Raw genomic sequence first — 19,182 nt, forward strand, 5'->3', positions numbered from 1 at the left:
GAATTTTCTTTGAATCTGATCCATATAATTATATATTTATGGCTCTAATAACCTTATGACTATTAAACTATTGATAACATACACGCTGTGTGTGTTATGTACTATGCGGTTAAGTGCCCTCGAAGTTGATTCGGCTGTAACCATAACCTCCTTGAAAAATGAGTTTCGGTTTAATTGGAACAGCAAAGATAACCGTGTAGAGATCATCCAGAAACTTAATAATATCTACACCAGTAGTGCTTACCAGGTTAATTACACGGTATCTGAATTTTACAACAACAATATCTCTATTGATAATATAACCTGCAAAGTTGACGGCCGCACTCCCCGCGGTTTTAAACCTGAGTATACTTATTACAGCAATAATGATATTTTTTATTCGGACGAACGGTTGTGTTACTTTACGCTCGATCTGGCAAAAAAAGGAAGTATTGGCAATGTTACTTTTGAAGAAACCGTTAATGATCCCCGCTATTTTACCAATATTTATTTTGCTGATAACCTGCCGGTCCAACAAGGCGAAGTCAGTATCGAAATTCCGCGCTGGATGAAGGTGGAGATTAAGGAGTTTAATTTTAATGCTTTTAATATTAAAAAAAGTACCGTTTATAACAGCAGCAATGATGCCGATATTATAACATATAAGTTTACTAATATCCCGGCAATGAAAAAGGAATTGCATGGTCCGGGCCCAACCTACGTATATCCGCATTTGCTCATCATGTGTAAATCGGCGATTGTAGGAAGTAAACAGTTTACTTATTTCAATACTCTTGCCGATCTTTATGCATGGTACCATGAGTTAGTAAAGGATGTGGCCGGCGACCCCGCGCTGTTACGTACTAAAAGTAATGAGCTCACTGCAGGGTTAACTAATGATTTGGATAAAATAAAAGCCATATTTTATTATGTTCAGGACAACATCAGATATATAGCATTTGAAGATGGCATAGCAGGTTTTAAACCTGAAAAAGCCGACGAGGTGCTAAGAAAAAAATATGGTGACTGTAAGGGAATGGCCAACCTCACCAAAGCCCTGCTTGTATCTGCAGGCTTTGATGCCCGGCTTTGCTGGCTGGGTACAAAACATATTGCTTATGATTATCAAACACCCTCAATGGCAGTTGATAATCATATGATTTGCGGGTTGCCTTATAAAGGCAAAATCTACTATCTTGATGCTACTGAAACCTATATAGGTATTAATGAATATGCTGAAAGGATACAAGGCAGACAGGTTTTAATGGAAGATGGTGATAAGTATATTCTCGGTAAAATACCATACGCGCAACCTCAGCAAAATGTAAGCAGCGAAATAAGCAAACTCTATATAAATGGAGCAAGCCTTGCCGGTAAAGTGAGCAACGTTTGGAAAGGAGAGGATAAAGAAGCAGTATTAGCTGGAATAAATAGCATTAAGCATGAAAATGTCGAAGATGTTATGAAACATTATCTTGCTGCAGGTAATACCGATTATGCCATCAATAACCTTGTTTTAAGTAGCACAAGCAATCCCGACAAAGATTTAAATGCCGGGTATGATGTTGATCGTAAAAGTGGAATATCTGCTTTTGGTAAAGAGTATTATATTGATCTGGATAACCGTAAGGAGCTTTCGGGTGCTGTCATAGCTATTGATGAGCAAAAAAATGATTATTGGTTTTCAAGAAAAGACCAGATTGCAGCCGAGACCGAACTCACGCTGCCGCCAGGTTATAAAACTGCAAGCATACCGCCCGGCGTTAACATATCCAGGCCGGGGTATGAGTTTTATATCACTTACATCAGTTCGCCCGGAAAAATCACTTATAAAAAAACGTTGCTCATAAAGAACACGCTGCTTACAAAGGCAAATTTTGCGCAATGGAACCAGGATATTGAACTCTTGAATAAAGCTTACAACGAAAATTTAGTTATAAAACCTGTATCACAATGAAAAAAACATTACGTTTATTATTTTTCTTTCCTCTGTTTGCTATGACCGCGGGTGCGCAAAACAATAACCAAACCTACGCGGAAAAAGCAGCCGAAATTCAGAAGGAGGTTTGGGGGACAACCGTGCCTGAATTTGCAACCACAAAGGTGCCTGTTAATTTAAGTAATGAAAGCGCCGTGGTTTTTGCCAAATCATACAGCATGCAAAGATCGCTGACCAATAAATTTAAATTTATGATCATCACGGCGTCATCAACAACTCGGGCACTCAAGCTTACCACTTTTCACGAACGGGTTAAGATAAACGACAAATCAGCACTTGAAGATTTTTCAACTATATCTTACCAAAAACGTCTTGATGAAAGCGTACATATTTTGAGCGCTAAATTTTCCATGACACATGACACCTACATTGGGGCTAAGATCATTAAGCCAAGCGGCAAAGAAGTTGTGGTAAACACAAGCGAAGAAGTTCTGATCAAAAATGAAAAGAAAGATCAGGTGAGTAAACTTGCCATATCCGATTTGCAGGTTGGTGATATACTTGATTATTACGTGAGCACTGTCGACGTAAACGAAAATGCAAGTACCGATAATTTTGCTGATAACGATATGGTTTTTGTATTGGCCGGCGAGTATCCTGTTTTATACAGCAGCTACGATTTTCAATATTCAAAAAAAGATAATGTAAAGCATATTTGTGCAAATGGCGCCCCGCAGTTTAATATAAGTACGAACGCAGCAGGCGACCAGATATACAGTTTGAAGGTCAGAGATCAGGCCAAGTATTCCAGTGAATTTTGGACTTCCAAGTTTCGTCAGTTCCCTTATATCGAAATCAGCAGTTCACACACCATGGGTTTTGTAAAGTTTGTTTCGGGTGGTAAAGCAGGTGAAAGCGCTGCTGATAGGTTGCAGGCCAATAAGGCAATTTTTGAAGGCACTTTTACCGAACGGGACATTCCTTACTTCAGCAATGTTGTTGACCGTTTGAAAAAATATTTCGACGGCAAAAAGAACATTAAAGCTGTACCGCTTGATAGCGCTATGAAGGTGCTTTACAATATCAGGAAGGGAATGGTTTTTGGTAGTTATAGTAAGGATGATGTTGGCAAAGTTGATGAAATCAATTATCGTCGTATGTCCTCAAAGTTTAATACGGTTGTTATGAGCATGGCTTTAAATGATCTGAAAATTGATCATGACGTATTGTTGGTTTGTTCGCGTAATGCTAATACACTCGATAATATCTTTAACTATAGTGATTTTGACGCCTGCATCCGCATAAATGATACGAAGCCGCTATATATGTTTTTTGATGACGCCGCAACCCATTTTAATGAGATACCTCAACGCTTTCAGGGTGAAAAAGTGATTGTGCTTACTCCTAAGCGGGAAAGTTCAACCAAATATTCGTTTACTGAAGGTACAGCAGTTTTGCCCGTAATGCAGGCCGCTGTTAATAATATAAATGAAGACATTAAGGTATCGCTTTTGCCGGCCAACATGCAAAAGATAAAGATACAGAGGCTGGTTAAACAAACAGGTTTGATGAGGCATGATGATCAGTTACGTTTACTGCCCGTAGTTGATATTGATAACATCCTTATGGAATTATCTAAGAGTGAAAAGCTGGAAAAACGACTGGCAGAAAACCCCGAAACAAAAAAACTGCGTGATGATTTCAGCTACGCATTTTCGGATGATGAGTCAAAATCAGTAAAGAAATTTACATCTGAAATAAAAGCCCAGTACGAGCAGGAGCCAACCCAGGTTACAGATTGTAAAATTATTAACGCCGCTCTTGATAACAGCAATCCAGTTTTTCAGTACTCGGAATCATTTGTATTGGATAATCTGGTAAAAAAGGCGGGCAATAATTATATTATTGACGCAGGTAAACTTGCAGGATCGTTTTACAAACTGGTGGAAAAAGAACGAAAACGCACTTATGACGTGTATATGCCATGCTCCCGTAGTTTTAAATACACCATAAACATTGCTGTACCACAGGGATATACAGCCAAAGGCCTTGAGGAAATAGCAGCAAAAAAGACTAATAAAACCGGTTCGTTTTCGTCAGAAGCAACCCTTAACGGTAATGTTGTAACTATTGTGATAACACGTGTTTACAATAATAATTTTGAAAAAGCAGAAAACTGGCCGCTCCTTAGCGAGGTGATTGACGCTTCAGCGGGATTCAATGCGCAGAAAATACTGTTTGAGAAAAAAAGTTAATGACTGTTTAAAAAAGTCCGGATACTACATTCGGACTTTTTTTCAACCCGCTCTATAATTGCATCAGTAATTATTTTTAATGTCCGCTAAATCTGTATCGTATGGCTATTTGGTTTCGCTCCAGGGCAGGGAAGACGCTTTGCCTGCCAGGAAATCAGCTTTGCGGCTGGCCAGGTCTTTAGCCTGTTGTTCAAGCACAGCGTCGTTTTCATTATCTATGCGATAATTATAATCCAAACTGTCAAGAAAAGCCAGGAGTACTCGCTTCTCCTGTTCGTTTTGAATATCAACTCTTAAAGTTTCCATAAACAAATTTAAAGCAAATAAGGTAAATTGTTTAATTGTATCGATGAATGGGAGGGTAAATCAGCTATAATCAATAAATAAATCCGAAATCGAAAATCCGATATCCGAAATAATTGAAAATCCTATCTTTGCTTCCTATGACTGCTACCGAAATACGACAGGCTTTTCTTGATTTTTTTGTTTCAAAGGGACATACCATCGTTCCTTCGGCACCAATTGTAATTAAAAACGATCCAACCCTGATGTTCACCAACGCGGGGATGAACCAGTTTAAAGATATATTTTTAGGCGAGGCGGCACCGAAAGCCCCGCGCGTGGCGGATACGCAGCGTTGTTTACGCGTGTCCGGCAAGCACAACGATTTGGAAGAGGTGGGTATCGATACCTATCACCACACCATGTTTGAAATGCTGGGCAACTGGAGCTTTGGCGATTACTTTAAAAAAGAAGCCATTGCCTGGAGCTGGGAGCTGCTTACCGAGGTGTACAAGCTGCCTAAAGACCGCCTGTACGTTACCTATTTTGAAGGTGACAAAAAGGAAGGCCTCGAAGCTGATACCGAAACCTACGAACTGTGGAAACAGTATGTAGCGGAAGATCATATTCTCCGTGGTAACAAAAAAGACAACTTTTGGGAAATGGGCGAGACTGGTCCGTGTGGTCCTTGTTCAGAGATCCACTTTGATAGCCGCCCGGATAATGAGCGTACCGAAGTAAGCGGTGCAAATTTAGTTAATGCCGACCATGACCAGGTTATCGAAATCTGGAATGATGTATTTATGCAATTCAACCGCCTTAAAGGTGGTGTATTGCAACCATTGCCCAACAAACATGTGGATACCGGGATGGGTTTTGAACGGTTGGTACGTGTATTACAGGGTAAAACATCCAACTATGATACCGACGTTTTCCAGCCGATGATCCAGTTTATTGCCGAAAAATCGGGCAAAAAATATAACAGTGCCGCCAAACCCGGCGATGCCGATTGGAATGATGCTGTGGCTATGCGTGTTCTGGCCGATCATATTCGTGCCATAAGCTTTGCTATTGCTGATGGTCAATTGCCTGCAAGTAACAAAGCGGGGTATGTGATCCGCAGGATCTTACGTAGGGCAGTGCGTTATAGCTATCAAACTTTAGGTTTTAAGGAGCCTTTCTTTAATCAGTTGGTGCCGTTATTGGCCGGACAGTTTAAGGGGGTGTTTGATGAGCTATTTTCGCAAAAGGATTTTGTGCAGAAGGTGATTTTGGAAGAGGAGGTTTCTTTCTTAAGAACACTGCAGCAGGGTATAAGCTATTTTAATAAAAGCGTGAGCGGCAATAATGATAAAGTTTTAAGTGGCGCCCTCGCATTTGAATTATCTGATACCTACGGCTTTCCTATCGATCTTACCGAATTGATGGCGCGCGAAATTGGCTGGACAGTAGATATGGAGGGTTTTGAAGCCGCTCTTCAGGAGCAAAAGACCCGCTCCCGCGCTGCCACTGCTATTGATACCGGTGACTGGATCGTATTAAAAGACGATGAATCGGTTGAGTTTACCGGGTACGATGAAACCGAAACCGTTGCCCATATTGTAAAATACCGTAAGGTAACCGCTAAGGGCAAGGAGCAATACCAGCTGGTGCTGGATAAAACGCCTTTTTATGCCGAAAGCGGTGGCCAGGTAGGGGATAAGGGCGAACTGGTTTTCCCTGATGGAGAGATCATCCTCGTAACGGACACCAAGAAAGAGAACGGCCTGATAGTTCACTTCACTGATAAACTGCCGCAGGATATTGACGACGCTTTAACGGCTATTGTTGATCCCGCCTTACGCAGCCAAACCAACAGTAACCACTCGGCAACGCACTTGCTGCATGCAGCCATGAAACAGGTTTTGGGTAGCCACGTAAATCAAAAAGGTTCATTGGTGAATGCCGATTACCTGAGGTTCGATTTTTCACACTTCGCTAAAGTTACCGATGAGGAGCTGGCGCAGATCGAGGCCATCGTAAACCAAAAGGTGCGCGAAAATATTCCGCTTAAAGAAGAGCGCAGCGTATTGTATGCCGAAGCTATTACCAGTGGTGTAACCGCCCTGTTTGGTGAAAAATATGGCGAGTATGTGCGTGTAATTACTTTTGATGACAACTTTAGTAAGGAGCTTTGCGGCGGTACACATGTGAAAGCTACCGGGCAAATTGGTTTCTTCAAAATTATTGCCGAAAGTGCTGTAGCTGCCGGTGTTCGCCGTATTGAAGCTATTACCGGTGTTGCTGCCGAAAAATATATCGTTACCCAAAACGCTTTGGTTAACCAGTTAAAGGAGCTGCTTAAAAATCCAAAAGATCTATCAAAAAGTATTGAAGGATTATTGGACGAAAATGCTAAGCTAAAAAAAGAGATCGAGAAATCGATCCTTGAAAAATCATCAGGCTTAAAAACTGAGCTGGCTCAAAAGGCCGAAGCTATTGGCGATATCAATTTCATCGCCCAAAAAGTAGCCCTGCCCAATGCCGATGCGGTTAAGAACCTGGCTTACCAGCTTAAGGATATCGTATCGAACCTGTTCCTGGTACTGGTTGCTGATTTCGACGGCAAACCGAGCATTACCGTAATGATTGCCGAAAACCTGGTGAAGGAAAAAGGTCTGCATGCCGGTAACATCGTAAAAGAGCTGGCTAAAGAAGTTAAAGGCGGTGGCGGCGGTCAGCCGTTTTTCGCTACCGCAGGTGGCAGTGATGTAAGCGGATTGGATAATGTATTGGTGAAGGCGAGGAGCTTTGCGGGGTAAAAAGGCTTTCATGCGGAGCCTGTCGAAGCATGGTGGGTAGGGCCTCTGCGCGACCCTTCGACGGGCTCAGGGTGACAAGCCCTCTATAACAAATAGCATTTCACAGTTCAAACCAGATATCCAAATTCCCATGACCTGGTGTATAAATAATCTAATAAATAAAAAGACCGCTTTTATTGAGCGGTCTTTTTATTTATATACTTTTTAGGGGAAAGCCTGTTGGACAATTAATGGCGGTGACCATTTTTTTGTCCACGGTGTTCAACTACGCGGGTACGTTTTACTACGGTTTTATGCGGCTTTTGGTAATGGTTTACTACCTTGGTACGGTTAACCACATGTGTGCGGTTCATTACCCTGGTGCGATAGTTATCTCGCACTATAACATTCTTTGTACCGCGGTAGCGGGCATAGGTGTCACGGTCGTGTGTAAAATAGGTATACGCTCTTGGGCGGTTTACGGCCACTTTGTAACCTGTCGCAATGTTGTAGCTGGCATAGCGTGGCGGCAATGATCGCCTCCAAACCCAGTTTCCGCCATCCAAATAAACATATTGATGAGTAGGGACATAATAGTAGCTTTCTACATCGGGTAAGTAGTAATAATTAATACCCGCATATTCGGCGGGCGGGTTCCATAAGCCAACATTTAAATTTACACTTACCTGTGCATTTGTCCTGGTAACCGAAGCTGCAAGTAAAAAACATCCTGCAAGCATTCCTAAAATTAATTTTTTCATGGTGTCTGTCTAAATATGAACACTTATTCAATTTCTGTGCCTGACAAATAAATAGACAGCGGAGGATACAGAAAGTTTAATCATGCTGATGACAGGCATGTTTTGAATTGAATATTCCCATCAACTGATCTCCAATCATCTGCTATAATCTCTATAACCCCTACCTTACAACTATATAATTGCACTTTTACCGTTGTTTTAAAAGCAAATGGTGTTGTTACTGTATTAATCTTTATATATTTGACTTTTATACATCAGTAAAATCATAGCTGAATTTTTATTTTTATGACAGTTCTCGCAGACGGGGTAGCTGAAAAGTACGAGTTGGTGATAGGCCTCGAAGTACACGCGCAGTTATCTACATCAAGTAAGATATTCTCGGCAGATTCGGCTGCCTTTGGTGCCGAACCTAACCGCCATGTTAGCGCGGTATCGCTGGGCCATCCAGGCACTTTGCCCTTTATTAATAAAAAAGCGGTTGAATATGCCGTTAAAATGGGCCTGGCCTGTAATTGCACTATCAACCTGAATAACAGCTTCGCCCGTAAAAATTATTTTTATGCCGATCTGCCCAAAGGCTACCAGATTAGTCAGGACCAGGCGCCTGTTTGCCTTAACGGTTATGTGCCCGTGAAACTGGCCGATGGCACTGAAAAGAACATAGCCCTGCACCACATTCATATGGAAGAGGATGCCGGGAAAAGTATGCATGATCAGCACCACGCCGATTCACTTATCGACCTGAACCGCGCCGGTGTACCGCTGGTGGAGATCGTATCTGAACCGGATATGCGCAGCGCCGAAGAGGCTGGTCAGTTCCTGACCGAAATGCGTAAAATTCTCCGCTATCTTGATATTTGCGATGGTAACATGGAAGAGGGCAGCATGCGCTGCGACGCTAATATTTCGGTGCGGCTTAAAGGTGCAACTGCCTATGGTAACCGTTGCGAGGTAAAAAACCTTAACTCCATCCGTAACGTGCAGCGTGCTATTGAGCATGAGTTTGCTCGCCAGGTAAACATTATTGAAGCCGGCGGCCACATCGATCAGAATACGCTGAACTTTAACGCCGATACAGGCGAGACCTCAGTACTCCGTTCAAAAGAAATGGCCAACGATTACCGCTATTTCCCTGAGCCGGACCTGCCACCCTTGAAGCTTACCAATGAGTATGTGGAAAACGTCCGTAAAAGCTTGCCGGCGCTACCCGGTCAGTTGTATCATAAATACACCGAGCAATTGGGCTTAACCGCTTATGACGCCTCGGTTATCACTGCCGATAGGGACACCGCCTTTTATTTTGAATCGCTGATAAAATATACCGATCATTATAAAGCTGCTGCTAACTGGCTGATGGGTGCTGTACGCTCATACCTGAATGATCATAACCAAACCATTGGTAACTTTGCTGTTACGCCGCAAAACCTTGCCGCCCTCATCAAACTAATTGACACCGGGGTGATAAATAATTCTGTAGCTTCGCACAAATTATTTCCTGCCATGATCAAAGAACCCGGCAAAAAACCGGATGATCTGGCTAAGGAACTTAACCTGCTGATCAGTGCCGATGGTGATGATGTAACCCGTTTTATAAAGGATGCCATCGCCAAATATCCTGATAAGGTTAAGGAATACCAAAAGGGGAAAAAGGGCGTTTTGGGCCTGTTTATGGGCGAGATCATGAAAAGCTCAAAAGGGAAGATCGACCCACAGAAAACTAACCAGCTATTGATAAAGGAATTAGAAGCTAAGTAAATGAAAGTTAAAAATCTGGCTGCCGGCGCGTTGTTATTGCTTAGCGCGGGCATGTACTCTTGTAAAAACGAATCACAATTTAGTGTTTCGGGAACTATCAAAAATCCGGGTAACCTTAAAGCTGTTTATTTGATTGAGGCCGATAGCTCGGGCTTAAAGGTTGTTGATTCTACTTCGTTAGGCGAGGGTGGTAAGTTTGAGTTTAAGCATGTAGCGCTTTATCCAAACTTGTTTAAACTTAGGGTAGGCAATACTGGTCCGCAGGGTGGCGAAATGCAGGGCGAAAACCTGTACGATTTCATTGCTAAAAATGGCGACGATATTGAATTCGAGACAGACAATAACAATAAAAACCACGAGTATACTATCAAAGGTTCTGATGATTCGGATAAGATAAAGGAGTTTAACCGCATCAGTAATCTTTACGGTGATAAAAATGCTAAGCTTTTCGCCGAATACCAGGAAAAATCTCGCGGTGAGCGGAATGATTCGCTGCTAAAAATATATATGCCTATATTTTTAAAGAATGTGAATGAAGGCGGCGAAGCGGTTTTAAAATTTGTGAACGATAATAAAAAATCGCTTGCGGGCTTTTATGCAGCTACCACGCTCGATCCTACCAAATACGAAGCCCAGCTTATTAAATTTGCCGATGAAATCAGGGGCGATTTTAAAGATAACCCTACCGTGCAAAAGTTTATCGCGCAAATGGATAAGGCTAAGCCGATATCCCTTGGTCATAAAGCGCCCGAGTTTACCGTTAACGGTATTGATGGCAAGCCAATTAATTTGTCTGATTACAAAGGCAAATATGTAATGATTGATTTTTGGGCTTCATGGTGCCAGCCTTGCCGCCAGGAAAATCCAAATGTGGTTAAACAGTACAATGCATTTAAAGATAAAGGCTTTAATATTTTAGGGGTATCGCTTGATAAGGACAAAGCACCATGGCAAAAAGCCATCAGCGATGATAAACTTGCCTGGGCGCATGGCTCGGATTTAAACGGCTTTGAAGGCCCTACAGAAAGGCTTTACCATATTGAAGCTATTCCTTCAAATTTCATCATCGATCCGCAGGGAAATATTGTTGCCAAAAATATTACAGGCGCCGATCTTGAAGCTTTTTTAAATAAAACATTTAAATAGCCTCAACTTAGGGTTAATATAAGGTAACGTTTAACAATTTGTTAATATTAACTTAACTATTAGCTGTTGTAAAGCGTATACTTTTATACAAAAAATTTAACGCAACATGAGCAGCACCGCAAAACAGAAAATACTTATTGTTGATGATGAACCGGATATTTTAGAACTGATTGAGTATAACCTCAAAAAGGAAGGTTACCAGGTGTTTTTAGCACGTAACGGCCAGGAAGCTGTTGCCGAGGCAAAAAAGGCCCTGCCTGATCTGATTGTACTTGACATCATGATGCCTAAAATGGATGGGATAGAAGCATGCCGCATTATGCGCACCATGCCCGAGTTTAAAAATACCTTTATGGTGTTTTTAACAGCCCGCAGCGAAGAGTATTCGGAAATTGCCGGTTTTAACGTAGGTGCCGATGATTACATTGCAAAACCTATCAAGCCACGCGCGCTGGTTAGCCGTATAAACGCCATACTTCGTCGTAATGCCCCTGCCGAAGACGTAATTGATAATAAACTGGAAATAGGCGACCTGGTTATCGACCGCGAAGCTTACCTGGTTTATAAAAACGGTGTTAAAGTTGTATTGGCCAAAAAAGAATTTGAGCTGTTGTACCTGCTGGCTTCAAAACCCGGTAAAGTTTATACCCGTGAGGTGATCCTTAAAAACATCTGGGAAGATTCGGTAGTGGTTACCAACCGCACCATCGACGTACACATCCGTAAACTACGCGAAAAACTGGGCGACGATTGCGTTGCTACTGTGAAGGGTGTGGGTTATAAGTTTGAGGCTTAAGCCCCCGGCCCGAAGGGAGTGATATTAAAAAGCGATTGGATTGTCCAATCGCTTTTTTATTGGCATTGTAATTAATCTGCTTTGGCTATAACTTCATTACGATAGTATTTTCGGCGAAGCCAAAATGCCACGTTAACCAGCGCTATCAGTGCCGGCACCTCAACCAGCGGGCCGATTACCCCTGCAAAGGCTTGCCCTGAGTTAATACCAAATACACCAATAGATACCGCGATAGCGAGCTCAAAATTATTGCCGGTAGCTGTGAAGGCAATGGAGGTACTTTTTGAATAATCAGCACCAAAATATTTGCCGATGAAAAAACTAAGCATGAACATAATTGCAAAGTAAAATACCAGCGGTATAGCAATGTGAACCACATCCATAGGGATTTGCACTATAAGCCTACCCTTGAGGCTAAACATCAGTATAATGGTAAACAACAGCGCAATAAGGGTTATGGGTGAAATAAAAGGAACAAATTTTTGCTGAAACCAGCCCTCGCCCTTTAGTTTGATCAATGTGTAGCGACTAATAATACCGGCGGCAAAAGGAATACCGAGATAGATGCCCACACTTTTGGCAATCTGGAGCATGGTAATATGTACCTGGAGACTTTTAAAGCCGAGCAACGGCGGCAGTACGGTTATAAAAATGTAAGCATATACGCTATATAAAAGTACTTGGAAAATGCTGTTCAGGGCTATCAAACCGGCGGCATATTCGCGGCTGCCATCGGCAAGTTCATTCCATACTACAACCATGGCAATACAACGAGCAAGCCCAATCAGTATTAGTCCTGTCATATATCCTGGGTAACCGCGCAGGAAAACGACAGCTAAAATGAACATTAGGATAGGGCCTATTATCCAGTTTAAAATAAGCGAGGCACTTAATACCTTTACATCTTTAAATACCCTGCCCATCTGTTCATATTTTACTTTAGCAAGCGGCGGGTACATCATTAATATGAGGCCGATCGCCAACGGAATATTAGTAGTCCCGCTCGAAAACGAATTGATAAAATCGGACGATGAGGGTATAAAATACCCTGTTACAACGCCTATAGCCATGGCCAGGAAAATCCAGATGGTGAGATAGCGATCAATAAAACCGAGCCGTTTTCGTTCAACAGCCGGAGTGCAATTATTGGCAGACATATTATTGCGCTTCGGTTAAATGCTGTTCTACAAATTGTTGGGTGTACGCTTTGATCTGTTCACGTACTTTTCTGAATTCGCCCATTACTTCATCTTCGGTGCCGCGGGCTTTGGCCGGATCCGGGAAGTTGTAATGAAAACGTTTCACATCCCCCGGAAAGTAAGGGCAGGCTTCGTTAGCATTATCGCAAACGGTTATTAAATAATCAAAAGCAACGTTGGCGTATTCATCCACATGGTTTGAGGTATGGTTGGAAATATCAATATCATCCTCGGCCATGGTTTTAATAGCTTTGGGGTTCACGCCATGTGTTTCAATGCCTGCACTGTATATGTTTGCTTTACTGCCCGCAAAATGCTTTAAATATCCCTCGGCTATCTGACTCCGGCAACTATTGCCTGTGCATAGTACTAATATATTTTTCATAATTGTTTTATTGGCAGCAGCCTGGTTCGCAGCATACTTTTGTTTCGGGTTTTTCGGCATACACGGTGACGCTTACAATAGCGCCGTTGCCGTTTTTAAATTCGTTAATTTCATCTGCCGATAGGTAATTGCTTAAAATATCATCAGGAATAATAATGGCTTTTTCTTTTTGCACAATGATATTGACAAAACCATTTTTGCTGATGAGCTCAAGGTATTCCTCTTTTTGAACGGCCCCTGATACGCAGCCTGCATACATTTCGGCGGCTGTCCTGATCTTTTCGGGCAAGCTGCCGGTCAATACAATATCCGAAATGCTAAAGTGGCCCCCGGGTTTCAATACGCGGTAAATGTCTTTAATGACAGCGTTTTTATCAGGCACCAGGTTTAATACACAGTTGCTTACAATTACATCGGCCGCGTTGGCAGTTACCGGCATATGCTCGATATCCCCCAAACGAAACTCCACATTATTAAAGCCAAGTTTGTCGGCGTTTTCGCGGGCCTTGCTAATCATAGCGTCTGTAAAATCAATCCCTATTACTTTGCCGGTCTCGCCGGTTTCGGAGCGGGCTATAAAGCAATCATTGCCTGCACCGCTGCCGAGGTCAATTACCGTATCACCCTTTTTAATTTGGGCGAATTGCGTGGGCAAACCGCAGCCTAAACCAAGATCGGCATCGGCATTGTAACCTTGCAGTTTGGTATAATCTTCGCTCATGATATTGTAAACCTCGGTTGAACATCCGCCAGCCCCGCAGCATGATGATTGATTGGTATCCTTATCCTGTAAGGCGATTTCGCTGTATTTCAGCTTTACCAATTCTTTTAATTCCTCGTTTGTTTTCATTTGTGTATTGCAATATTACGATTAATGTGACCAAAAAATTTTAACAGCAATTATTGAAGTCTTTGTACGATGAGAATAGTTTATTTAACTCATCATTCAGGTTTTTCCAGGCTTCGGGTTCAATGCAGTAGCAAACACTTACACCTTCAATAGTACCCTGTATAAGGCCTGCATTCTTTAATTCTTTAAGATGCTGGGACACCGTGGGTTGGGCAAGCCCTAATTCAGATGACAGATCGCCGCAGATACAAGCCTTAGCTTCGATAATAAGCTGTAGGATGGCAATACGGGCCGGATGGGCGATAGCTTTAAGCTGCACAGCCAGCTTGTTCTGCTCGTCGGTAAATATTTCTGTTTTAGTGATCCCCATAATTATATTGCAATATTACGATTAATTAAATTACTGTCAATAGTTTTTACAATTTAATTTTCGGCTGGATGTTGATTGATGAAGTAAATTCGGAAAGAGAAAGACCTGTGAAGTTTCTAAAACTTCGCAGGTCTGAAAATTAGCAATCTTACTTAGCTGTAGCTGCCGCTTTCTTTTTAACGCTGGTAGCTGCTTTAGCAGTTTTCGATGCTACGGCCTTTTTAGCTTCCGTGGCTTCAGTTTTGGCTTTTGTGGTAATAGCTTTTGCTTTAGTTGCTGCCTTTGCTTTTACGTCAGCTGCAGCTTTTTTAGCGGTTGCTGCTTCATCTTTTGCTTTGGTGGTAATGGCTTTAGCCTTGGTTTCGGCTTTGGCTTTTACTTCAGAAACTGCTTTTTTTGCTTTGTTGGTTACCACGTCAGCTTTTTTAGCCGCTGCGGTTTTAGTTGGCGCTGCTTTTTTGGTAACCGTGGCTTTTTTAGCGGTTACTTTTTCCTTGATATCTTCTATTTTTTCTTCGGCTGCTTCTTTTACGTCTTCGGCTGTATCTTTTGTGCCTTCCCAAAGGCTTTCAATTGTTTCCTTAACCTTCTCGAAAAATCCCTTTTCTTCGGGTTGCGTTGAATTATTACTCATAATGTTTTTATGGATAGGTAAACAAATTGTTAATTAATTAACTATCTAACCTCAAAAATTTTAGGTTTGTTTTAAATTCGCTTAATAAAACATTATAGTGAATAAAACATCCGAATCAGGAATAGCTGTGTTTTACCTTGCCTTTTTGCAGGTCGTATAAACCATCTATAGCTTTCAAAGTAGCTTCGTCAAGTCTTTGTTCCAGGAGGAGCCTGATTTCGGTGTAGATATCCCGTCTAACCCATAGATGTATAGCCTCAAGTGTTTCGGTCTTATCACCCAGATGTTCATAAAAAGATACTCCGGCGGCATTCCATAGGTTATCGGATTTTTGCCTGAAACACCATTCGGCAAAATCATAGTTCTTTTTGAGCTGCATGGTGTCATTATCGCGATGTGCAGCAACAGTTGCATGTAATAATTCCATAAAAACGCCGTAAATAGACGTTTCGGGGTCTTCAAATTCTCTCTTTAAAGCAGGGAGGCATTCAATTGCCCTTTTTCGCCAGGCGCTCATTTTGTATATATATATATATATATCAGGAACTAATATAAAGCAAAAAGTCCCGCCGTTGGGCAGGACTTTTGTATAAAAAAAGTGTTCAGTTATTTTACTACCGAAAACTTATAAAGCGATTGCGTTTTATAGGTATCGCCGGGTTTCAATTCCGTAGAAGGGAATTGCGGCTGATTTGGTGAATCAGGAAAATGCTGGGTTTCCATCGCGAATGAAGTACGGTACTCATCTTTAATACCGCGTTTCATTGCATTTTTAGCCTGCATAAAGTTACCGCTGTAAAACTGTAAGCCAGGTTCTTCGGTAAATACTTCCATTTTGATACCGCTCTTATCACCTACAACAGTCGCAATTGGAGTGCTCAGGTCATGTTTGTTCAGTACGAAGTTGTGATCGTAACCTTTGCCATCTTTTAACTGCACATTGTCGTCGTTGATACGTTTGCCTATGGTTTCGGGCTTAGTGAAATCGAACGGAGTGCCGGCAACTTTTTCAAGTTTCCCGGTAGGGATCAAGCCTGCATCAACCGGTAAATAATTATCAGCATCTATCTGTACCAAATGATTGAGGATTGTACCGCTGCCTTCGCCATTGAGGTTAAAGAACGCGTGATTGGTAAGGTTAACAACCGTTTTTTTATCGGTAGTAGCTTCGTACTGGCATTTAAATGAGTTATCCTCGGTAAGGCTGTAAATTACTTTAACATTGAGGTTACCGGGGAAGCCTTCTTCCATATCTTTTGAAAGATAGGTAAGCTCTACGGTAGATGAATCGATCATTTTACCATCCCACACCACTTCCTGGAAACCGTGTTTGCCACCGTGCAGCATATTGGGCGTATTGTTAATTGATGATTGATAATCTTTACCATCTATTTTAAAATGGCCTTTGGCAATACGGTTGCCGTAACGGCCAATGGTAGCGCCATAATAACGTTCGGTTGATTTTTCAAAACCTTCCACATCATCAAAACCTAAAACAACATCGGTTAACTTGCCATTTTTATCGGGTACTAATAAGCTTACCACACGGCCGCCATAATTGGTGATGGTGGCAATAATGCCGTTTTTGTTTTTAAGGGTAAATAAATGGGTTTGTTTACCATCGATTGTTTTTTCGAATGCTGATGCAGTGGTTTGGGTGCTATCCGCCATAGTAGTGTTTTTCTGTGAGGTTGAATTTTGATTACAGGCAGCCAAATATAGGCTACAAGCAGGTAAAATTGTTAAATAAATACCTTTAATTAATTTTCTCATAAATAGGTTGGTTATAGTTTGGTTTAAAAATAGCTTTTTTTCATTATTCCTTCGTTTTATAATGGATCTCACTTAAACCACGCAATTTTTCAGCAGCAAACTCTGCTGTGATATCGCGTTGCGGATTGGCAAGCATCTCATAACCTACCATAAACTTTTTAACCGTGGCCGAACGTAACAGCGGCGGGTAAAAATGCATATGCCAGTGCCAGTAGGGATGATCGCCCGAGTTAACCGGAGACTGGTGCATACCAGCCGAATAAGGGAACGATGTTTCAAACATGTTATCATACCTGATGGTGAGCCTCCTGATAGCGTCGGCAAGGGCATGTTTTTCCTGCCCGGTAAAGTATAAAATGCTTGTTACATGCCTTTTGCTTACAATCATAGTTTCGTACGGCCAAACTGCCCAAAATGGTACAAGCACAACAAAATGTTCATTTTCAAAAACTATGCGGTCCTGCTTTTTAAGTTCCAATGCAAGGTAATCGGCTAAAAGGCTTGTTCCTTTTTGCTCAAAATGCAGCTTTTGCTGCTGGGTTTCTTTAGCTACTTCAACCGGCAGGCTGTTTTGCGCCCAGATTTGCCCATGCGGATGCGGGTTACTGCAGCCCATGATATCGCCCTTGTTTTCAAAGATCTGGATGTGTTTGATCCACGGATAAGAAGCCAGGTCCTCAAATTCCGACTGCCATACGTCAACCACTTTGCTGATCTCTTTGGTGGTCATCTGGGGCAGGGTGAGGTCATGCCTCGGCGAAAAACTGATTACCCGGCAAATACCTTTCTGGCTGTTAGCTACCAGCAGTTCTTCTTCATTTAAACCGCCATCCGGCGTATTCAGCAACAGCGATGAATAGTCATTGGTAAACACAAAGCTTCCTTTATAATCGGGATTTTCGCTGCCATCGGCCCTTTTGTTTGTGGGGCACAGGTAACAGGCCGGATCATACTGCGGGCGGTCATCGGCTTGTGTAGCCTCAACTTTGCCTTGCCATGGGCGTTTTGTACGATGCGGCGATACCAGGATCCAGTCGCCTGTTAAAATGTTTAACCTACTGTGAGGATGCTCTTTAAGATCAAAATTTGTGTCCATTAGTTTAAAATCAGGTAATAATTGGCTTATACATGTAAGGTAGACAGTTATACCTTAGCGATTTCAAAGTTGGTAAAAATAAATGTAAACCATACATTTAAAACAAATTTTTCAAAATAAATAGTTACGGTAGAAAGATTGAGAGTATTTGTAGAAAGGAGGGGGGAATGCCATACGAGTAGGAACGACGAAGCAACAACATTCTGTACAGGCGGCTATGCTTCCTTGCGGCTGCCGCGCTTCGCTCAATGACATGCTTTGGAAGTTTAGAATCCCAATCCACCGGCCTCCACTACTGCCGAATCGCAGATATAAGTTGGCACAATGCCGGTGGCAGTGATGCGGTTTTCGGCGTCTTTGGCCTGGGTATTACCGGATAGCACCAGTACAGTATCCAAACCAAATTTATTGCCGCCCAAAATGTCTGTTTGCAGGGTATCACCTACCATTACAATATCTCTTTTACTGATCGGCCTGCGCTCGCGGAGCAGATCGTAGGCAAACATGAACATTTGCGAATCAGGCTTACCGAAACGAATAAACTCTTTACCCACAATTTTTTCTATCATACTGGCTAAGCCGCCTATGGCTATAGATACATCATGCTTGGTTAGCGGATAGGCATGATCGGTATTGGCTACAATGGCCGGAATGGTGCGCTTACGCATGAGGTTAACTGATTTGTTCAGGTCACGTCCCCAGTCAAAACCTTCGTCATCTAAAAACACCAGCGCGTTAACCCTGTCAATATTGCTTTCGTTTACTTCGCTGATAGGCAATGTATGCAGCCCAGAGCTATCAATGTAATGGGCAGAATCGGGCGTGCCTAAATAGGCTACGATACCGTCGTTCACCTTCAGGTCAAGATATTCTTTGGTAAGCATGCCCGATGATATGATCCTGTCGGGCGTTATGGCGGCCAATCCTTTGGTGGTATAGGATTCGGCTAATTGCACCGGGCTTCGTGATGCATCGTTGGTTACAATATAATACTCCTTACCTTGTTCTGCCAGGTAAGAAAAAGTGCGTTCAATACCCGGAAGCAGGCCGCCATAGTTTTTCAAAACCCCAAAAGCATCAAAAAAAACAACTTCGTATTTATCAATTATGGATTTAAAGTTGTCTATCCTGGTCATGCTTATCTGTTTTAGGGCTTTTTATAAAATAAGCCTGAAAGATAGT

The 19,182-nt window shown here is 42.1% G+C and carries 17 protein-coding genes; 6 read left to right on the forward strand and 11 right to left on the reverse strand.

Going from position 1 to position 19,182, the window contains the following annotated elements; translation table 11 throughout:
• The first annotated feature begins 55 nt into the window (after positions 1–55).
• Positions 56–1,936: a transglutaminase family protein gene (locus ABID99_RS06390; RefSeq protein WP_373613224.1), complete on the forward strand. Its 1,881-nt coding sequence runs from the start codon at positions 56–58 to the stop codon at positions 1,934–1,936.
• A complete protein-coding gene (locus tag ABID99_RS06395; protein WP_373613225.1) occupies positions 1,933–4,173 on the forward strand; it encodes a hypothetical protein in 2,241 nt (746 codons plus the stop codon). Before ABID99_RS06390 ends, ABID99_RS06395 begins: the two co-directional genes overlap by 4 nt.
• 105 nt (positions 4,174–4,278) lie before the next feature.
• Here ABID99_RS06395 and ABID99_RS06400 read toward each other — a convergent pair whose 3' ends face one another.
• Positions 4,279–4,479, reverse strand: a complete 201-nt coding sequence (locus tag ABID99_RS06400) for a hypothetical protein (protein ID WP_090526381.1) — start codon at positions 4,477–4,479, stop codon at positions 4,279–4,281.
• Positions 4,480–4,616: 137 nt separating this feature from the next.
• On the opposite strand from ABID99_RS06400, the gene alaS reads away from it, so the two are divergent.
• Positions 4,617–7,256: an alanine--tRNA ligase gene (gene alaS, locus ABID99_RS06405; RefSeq protein WP_373613226.1), complete on the forward strand. Its 2,640-nt coding sequence runs from the start codon at positions 4,617–4,619 to the stop codon at positions 7,254–7,256.
• Positions 7,257–7,483: 227 nt separating this feature from the next.
• Here alaS and ABID99_RS06410 read toward each other — a convergent pair whose 3' ends face one another.
• Positions 7,484–7,996, reverse strand: coding sequence for a hypothetical protein (locus ABID99_RS06410; RefSeq protein WP_176627675.1), 513 nt, complete (start codon positions 7,994–7,996; stop codon positions 7,484–7,486).
• Positions 7,997–8,281: 285 nt separating this feature from the next.
• Between ABID99_RS06410 and gatB the strand changes: the two genes are divergently transcribed.
• The 3 genes from gatB to ABID99_RS06425 all read left to right on the forward strand — a co-directional run bounded on the left by gatB (position 8,282) and on the right by ABID99_RS06425 (position 11,693).
• Positions 8,282–9,751 (forward strand): Asp-tRNA(Asn)/Glu-tRNA(Gln) amidotransferase subunit GatB, encoded by a 1,470-nt coding sequence (gene gatB, locus ABID99_RS06415; RefSeq protein WP_188832754.1) that lies wholly within the window; start codon positions 8,282–8,284, stop codon positions 9,749–9,751.
• Complete coding sequence (locus tag ABID99_RS06420; RefSeq protein WP_176627673.1) at positions 9,752–10,897, forward strand: TlpA disulfide reductase family protein; 1,146 nt, start codon at positions 9,752–9,754, stop codon at positions 10,895–10,897.
• Between the two features lie 106 nt (positions 10,898–11,003).
• On the forward strand, positions 11,004–11,693 hold the full coding sequence (locus tag ABID99_RS06425) for a response regulator transcription factor (protein WP_022831601.1): 690 nt from the start codon (positions 11,004–11,006) through the stop codon (positions 11,691–11,693).
• 71 nt (positions 11,694–11,764) lie between these two features.
• On the opposite strand, the gene arsB is transcribed toward ABID99_RS06425, so the two are convergent.
• The 9 genes from arsB to ABID99_RS06470 all read right to left on the reverse strand — a co-directional run bounded on the left by arsB (position 11,765) and on the right by ABID99_RS06470 (position 19,136).
• Positions 11,765–12,850 (reverse strand): ACR3 family arsenite efflux transporter, encoded by a 1,086-nt coding sequence (gene arsB / locus ABID99_RS06430; RefSeq protein ID WP_373613227.1) that lies wholly within the window; start codon positions 12,848–12,850, stop codon positions 11,765–11,767.
• Between the two features lies 1 nt (position 12,851).
• Entirely contained in the window at positions 12,852–13,277 is a 426-nt protein-coding gene (locus ABID99_RS06435; RefSeq protein WP_188832753.1) for an arsenate reductase ArsC, read from the reverse strand.
• Positions 13,278–13,284: 7 nt separating this feature from the next.
• Positions 13,285–14,127: an arsenite methyltransferase gene (locus ABID99_RS06440; RefSeq protein ID WP_373613228.1), complete on the reverse strand. Its 843-nt coding sequence runs from the start codon at positions 14,125–14,127 to the stop codon at positions 13,285–13,287.
• 40 nt (positions 14,128–14,167) lie between these two features.
• Entirely contained in the window at positions 14,168–14,497 is a 330-nt protein-coding gene (locus ABID99_RS06445) for a helix-turn-helix transcriptional regulator (protein ID WP_091162165.1), read from the reverse strand.
• A 148-nt stretch (positions 14,498–14,645) separates the two neighbouring features.
• Positions 14,646–15,131 carry a hypothetical protein gene (locus tag ABID99_RS06450; RefSeq protein WP_373613229.1) on the reverse strand — a complete coding sequence of 162 codons (486 nt, stop codon included), beginning with the start codon at positions 15,129–15,131 and terminating at the stop codon, positions 14,646–14,648.
• Between the two features lie 115 nt (positions 15,132–15,246).
• Positions 15,247–15,648, reverse strand: a complete 402-nt coding sequence (locus tag ABID99_RS06455; protein WP_373613230.1) for a hypothetical protein — start codon at positions 15,646–15,648, stop codon at positions 15,247–15,249.
• Positions 15,649–15,737: 89 nt separating this feature from the next.
• Positions 15,738–16,904, reverse strand: a complete 1,167-nt coding sequence (locus ABID99_RS06460; RefSeq protein WP_373613231.1) for an aldose epimerase family protein — start codon at positions 16,902–16,904, stop codon at positions 15,738–15,740.
• Between the two features lie 43 nt (positions 16,905–16,947).
• The gene (locus tag ABID99_RS06465; RefSeq protein ID WP_090526406.1) at positions 16,948–18,000 is read right to left on the reverse strand and encodes a UDP-glucose--hexose-1-phosphate uridylyltransferase; all 1,053 of its coding nucleotides are present in this window, start codon (positions 17,998–18,000) and stop codon (positions 16,948–16,950) included.
• A gap of 266 nt (positions 18,001–18,266) precedes the next feature.
• The gene (locus ABID99_RS06470) at positions 18,267–19,136 is read right to left on the reverse strand and encodes an HAD-IIA family hydrolase (protein ID WP_373613232.1); all 870 of its coding nucleotides are present in this window, start codon (positions 19,134–19,136) and stop codon (positions 18,267–18,269) included.
• Between the last annotated feature and the right edge of the window lie 46 nt (positions 19,137–19,182).

Origin of the sequence: Mucilaginibacter sp. OAE612, from assembly GCF_041806395.1 — a bacterium.
In the GTDB taxonomy this organism is placed as follows: domain Bacteria; phylum Bacteroidota; class Bacteroidia; order Sphingobacteriales; family Sphingobacteriaceae; genus Mucilaginibacter; species Mucilaginibacter rubeus.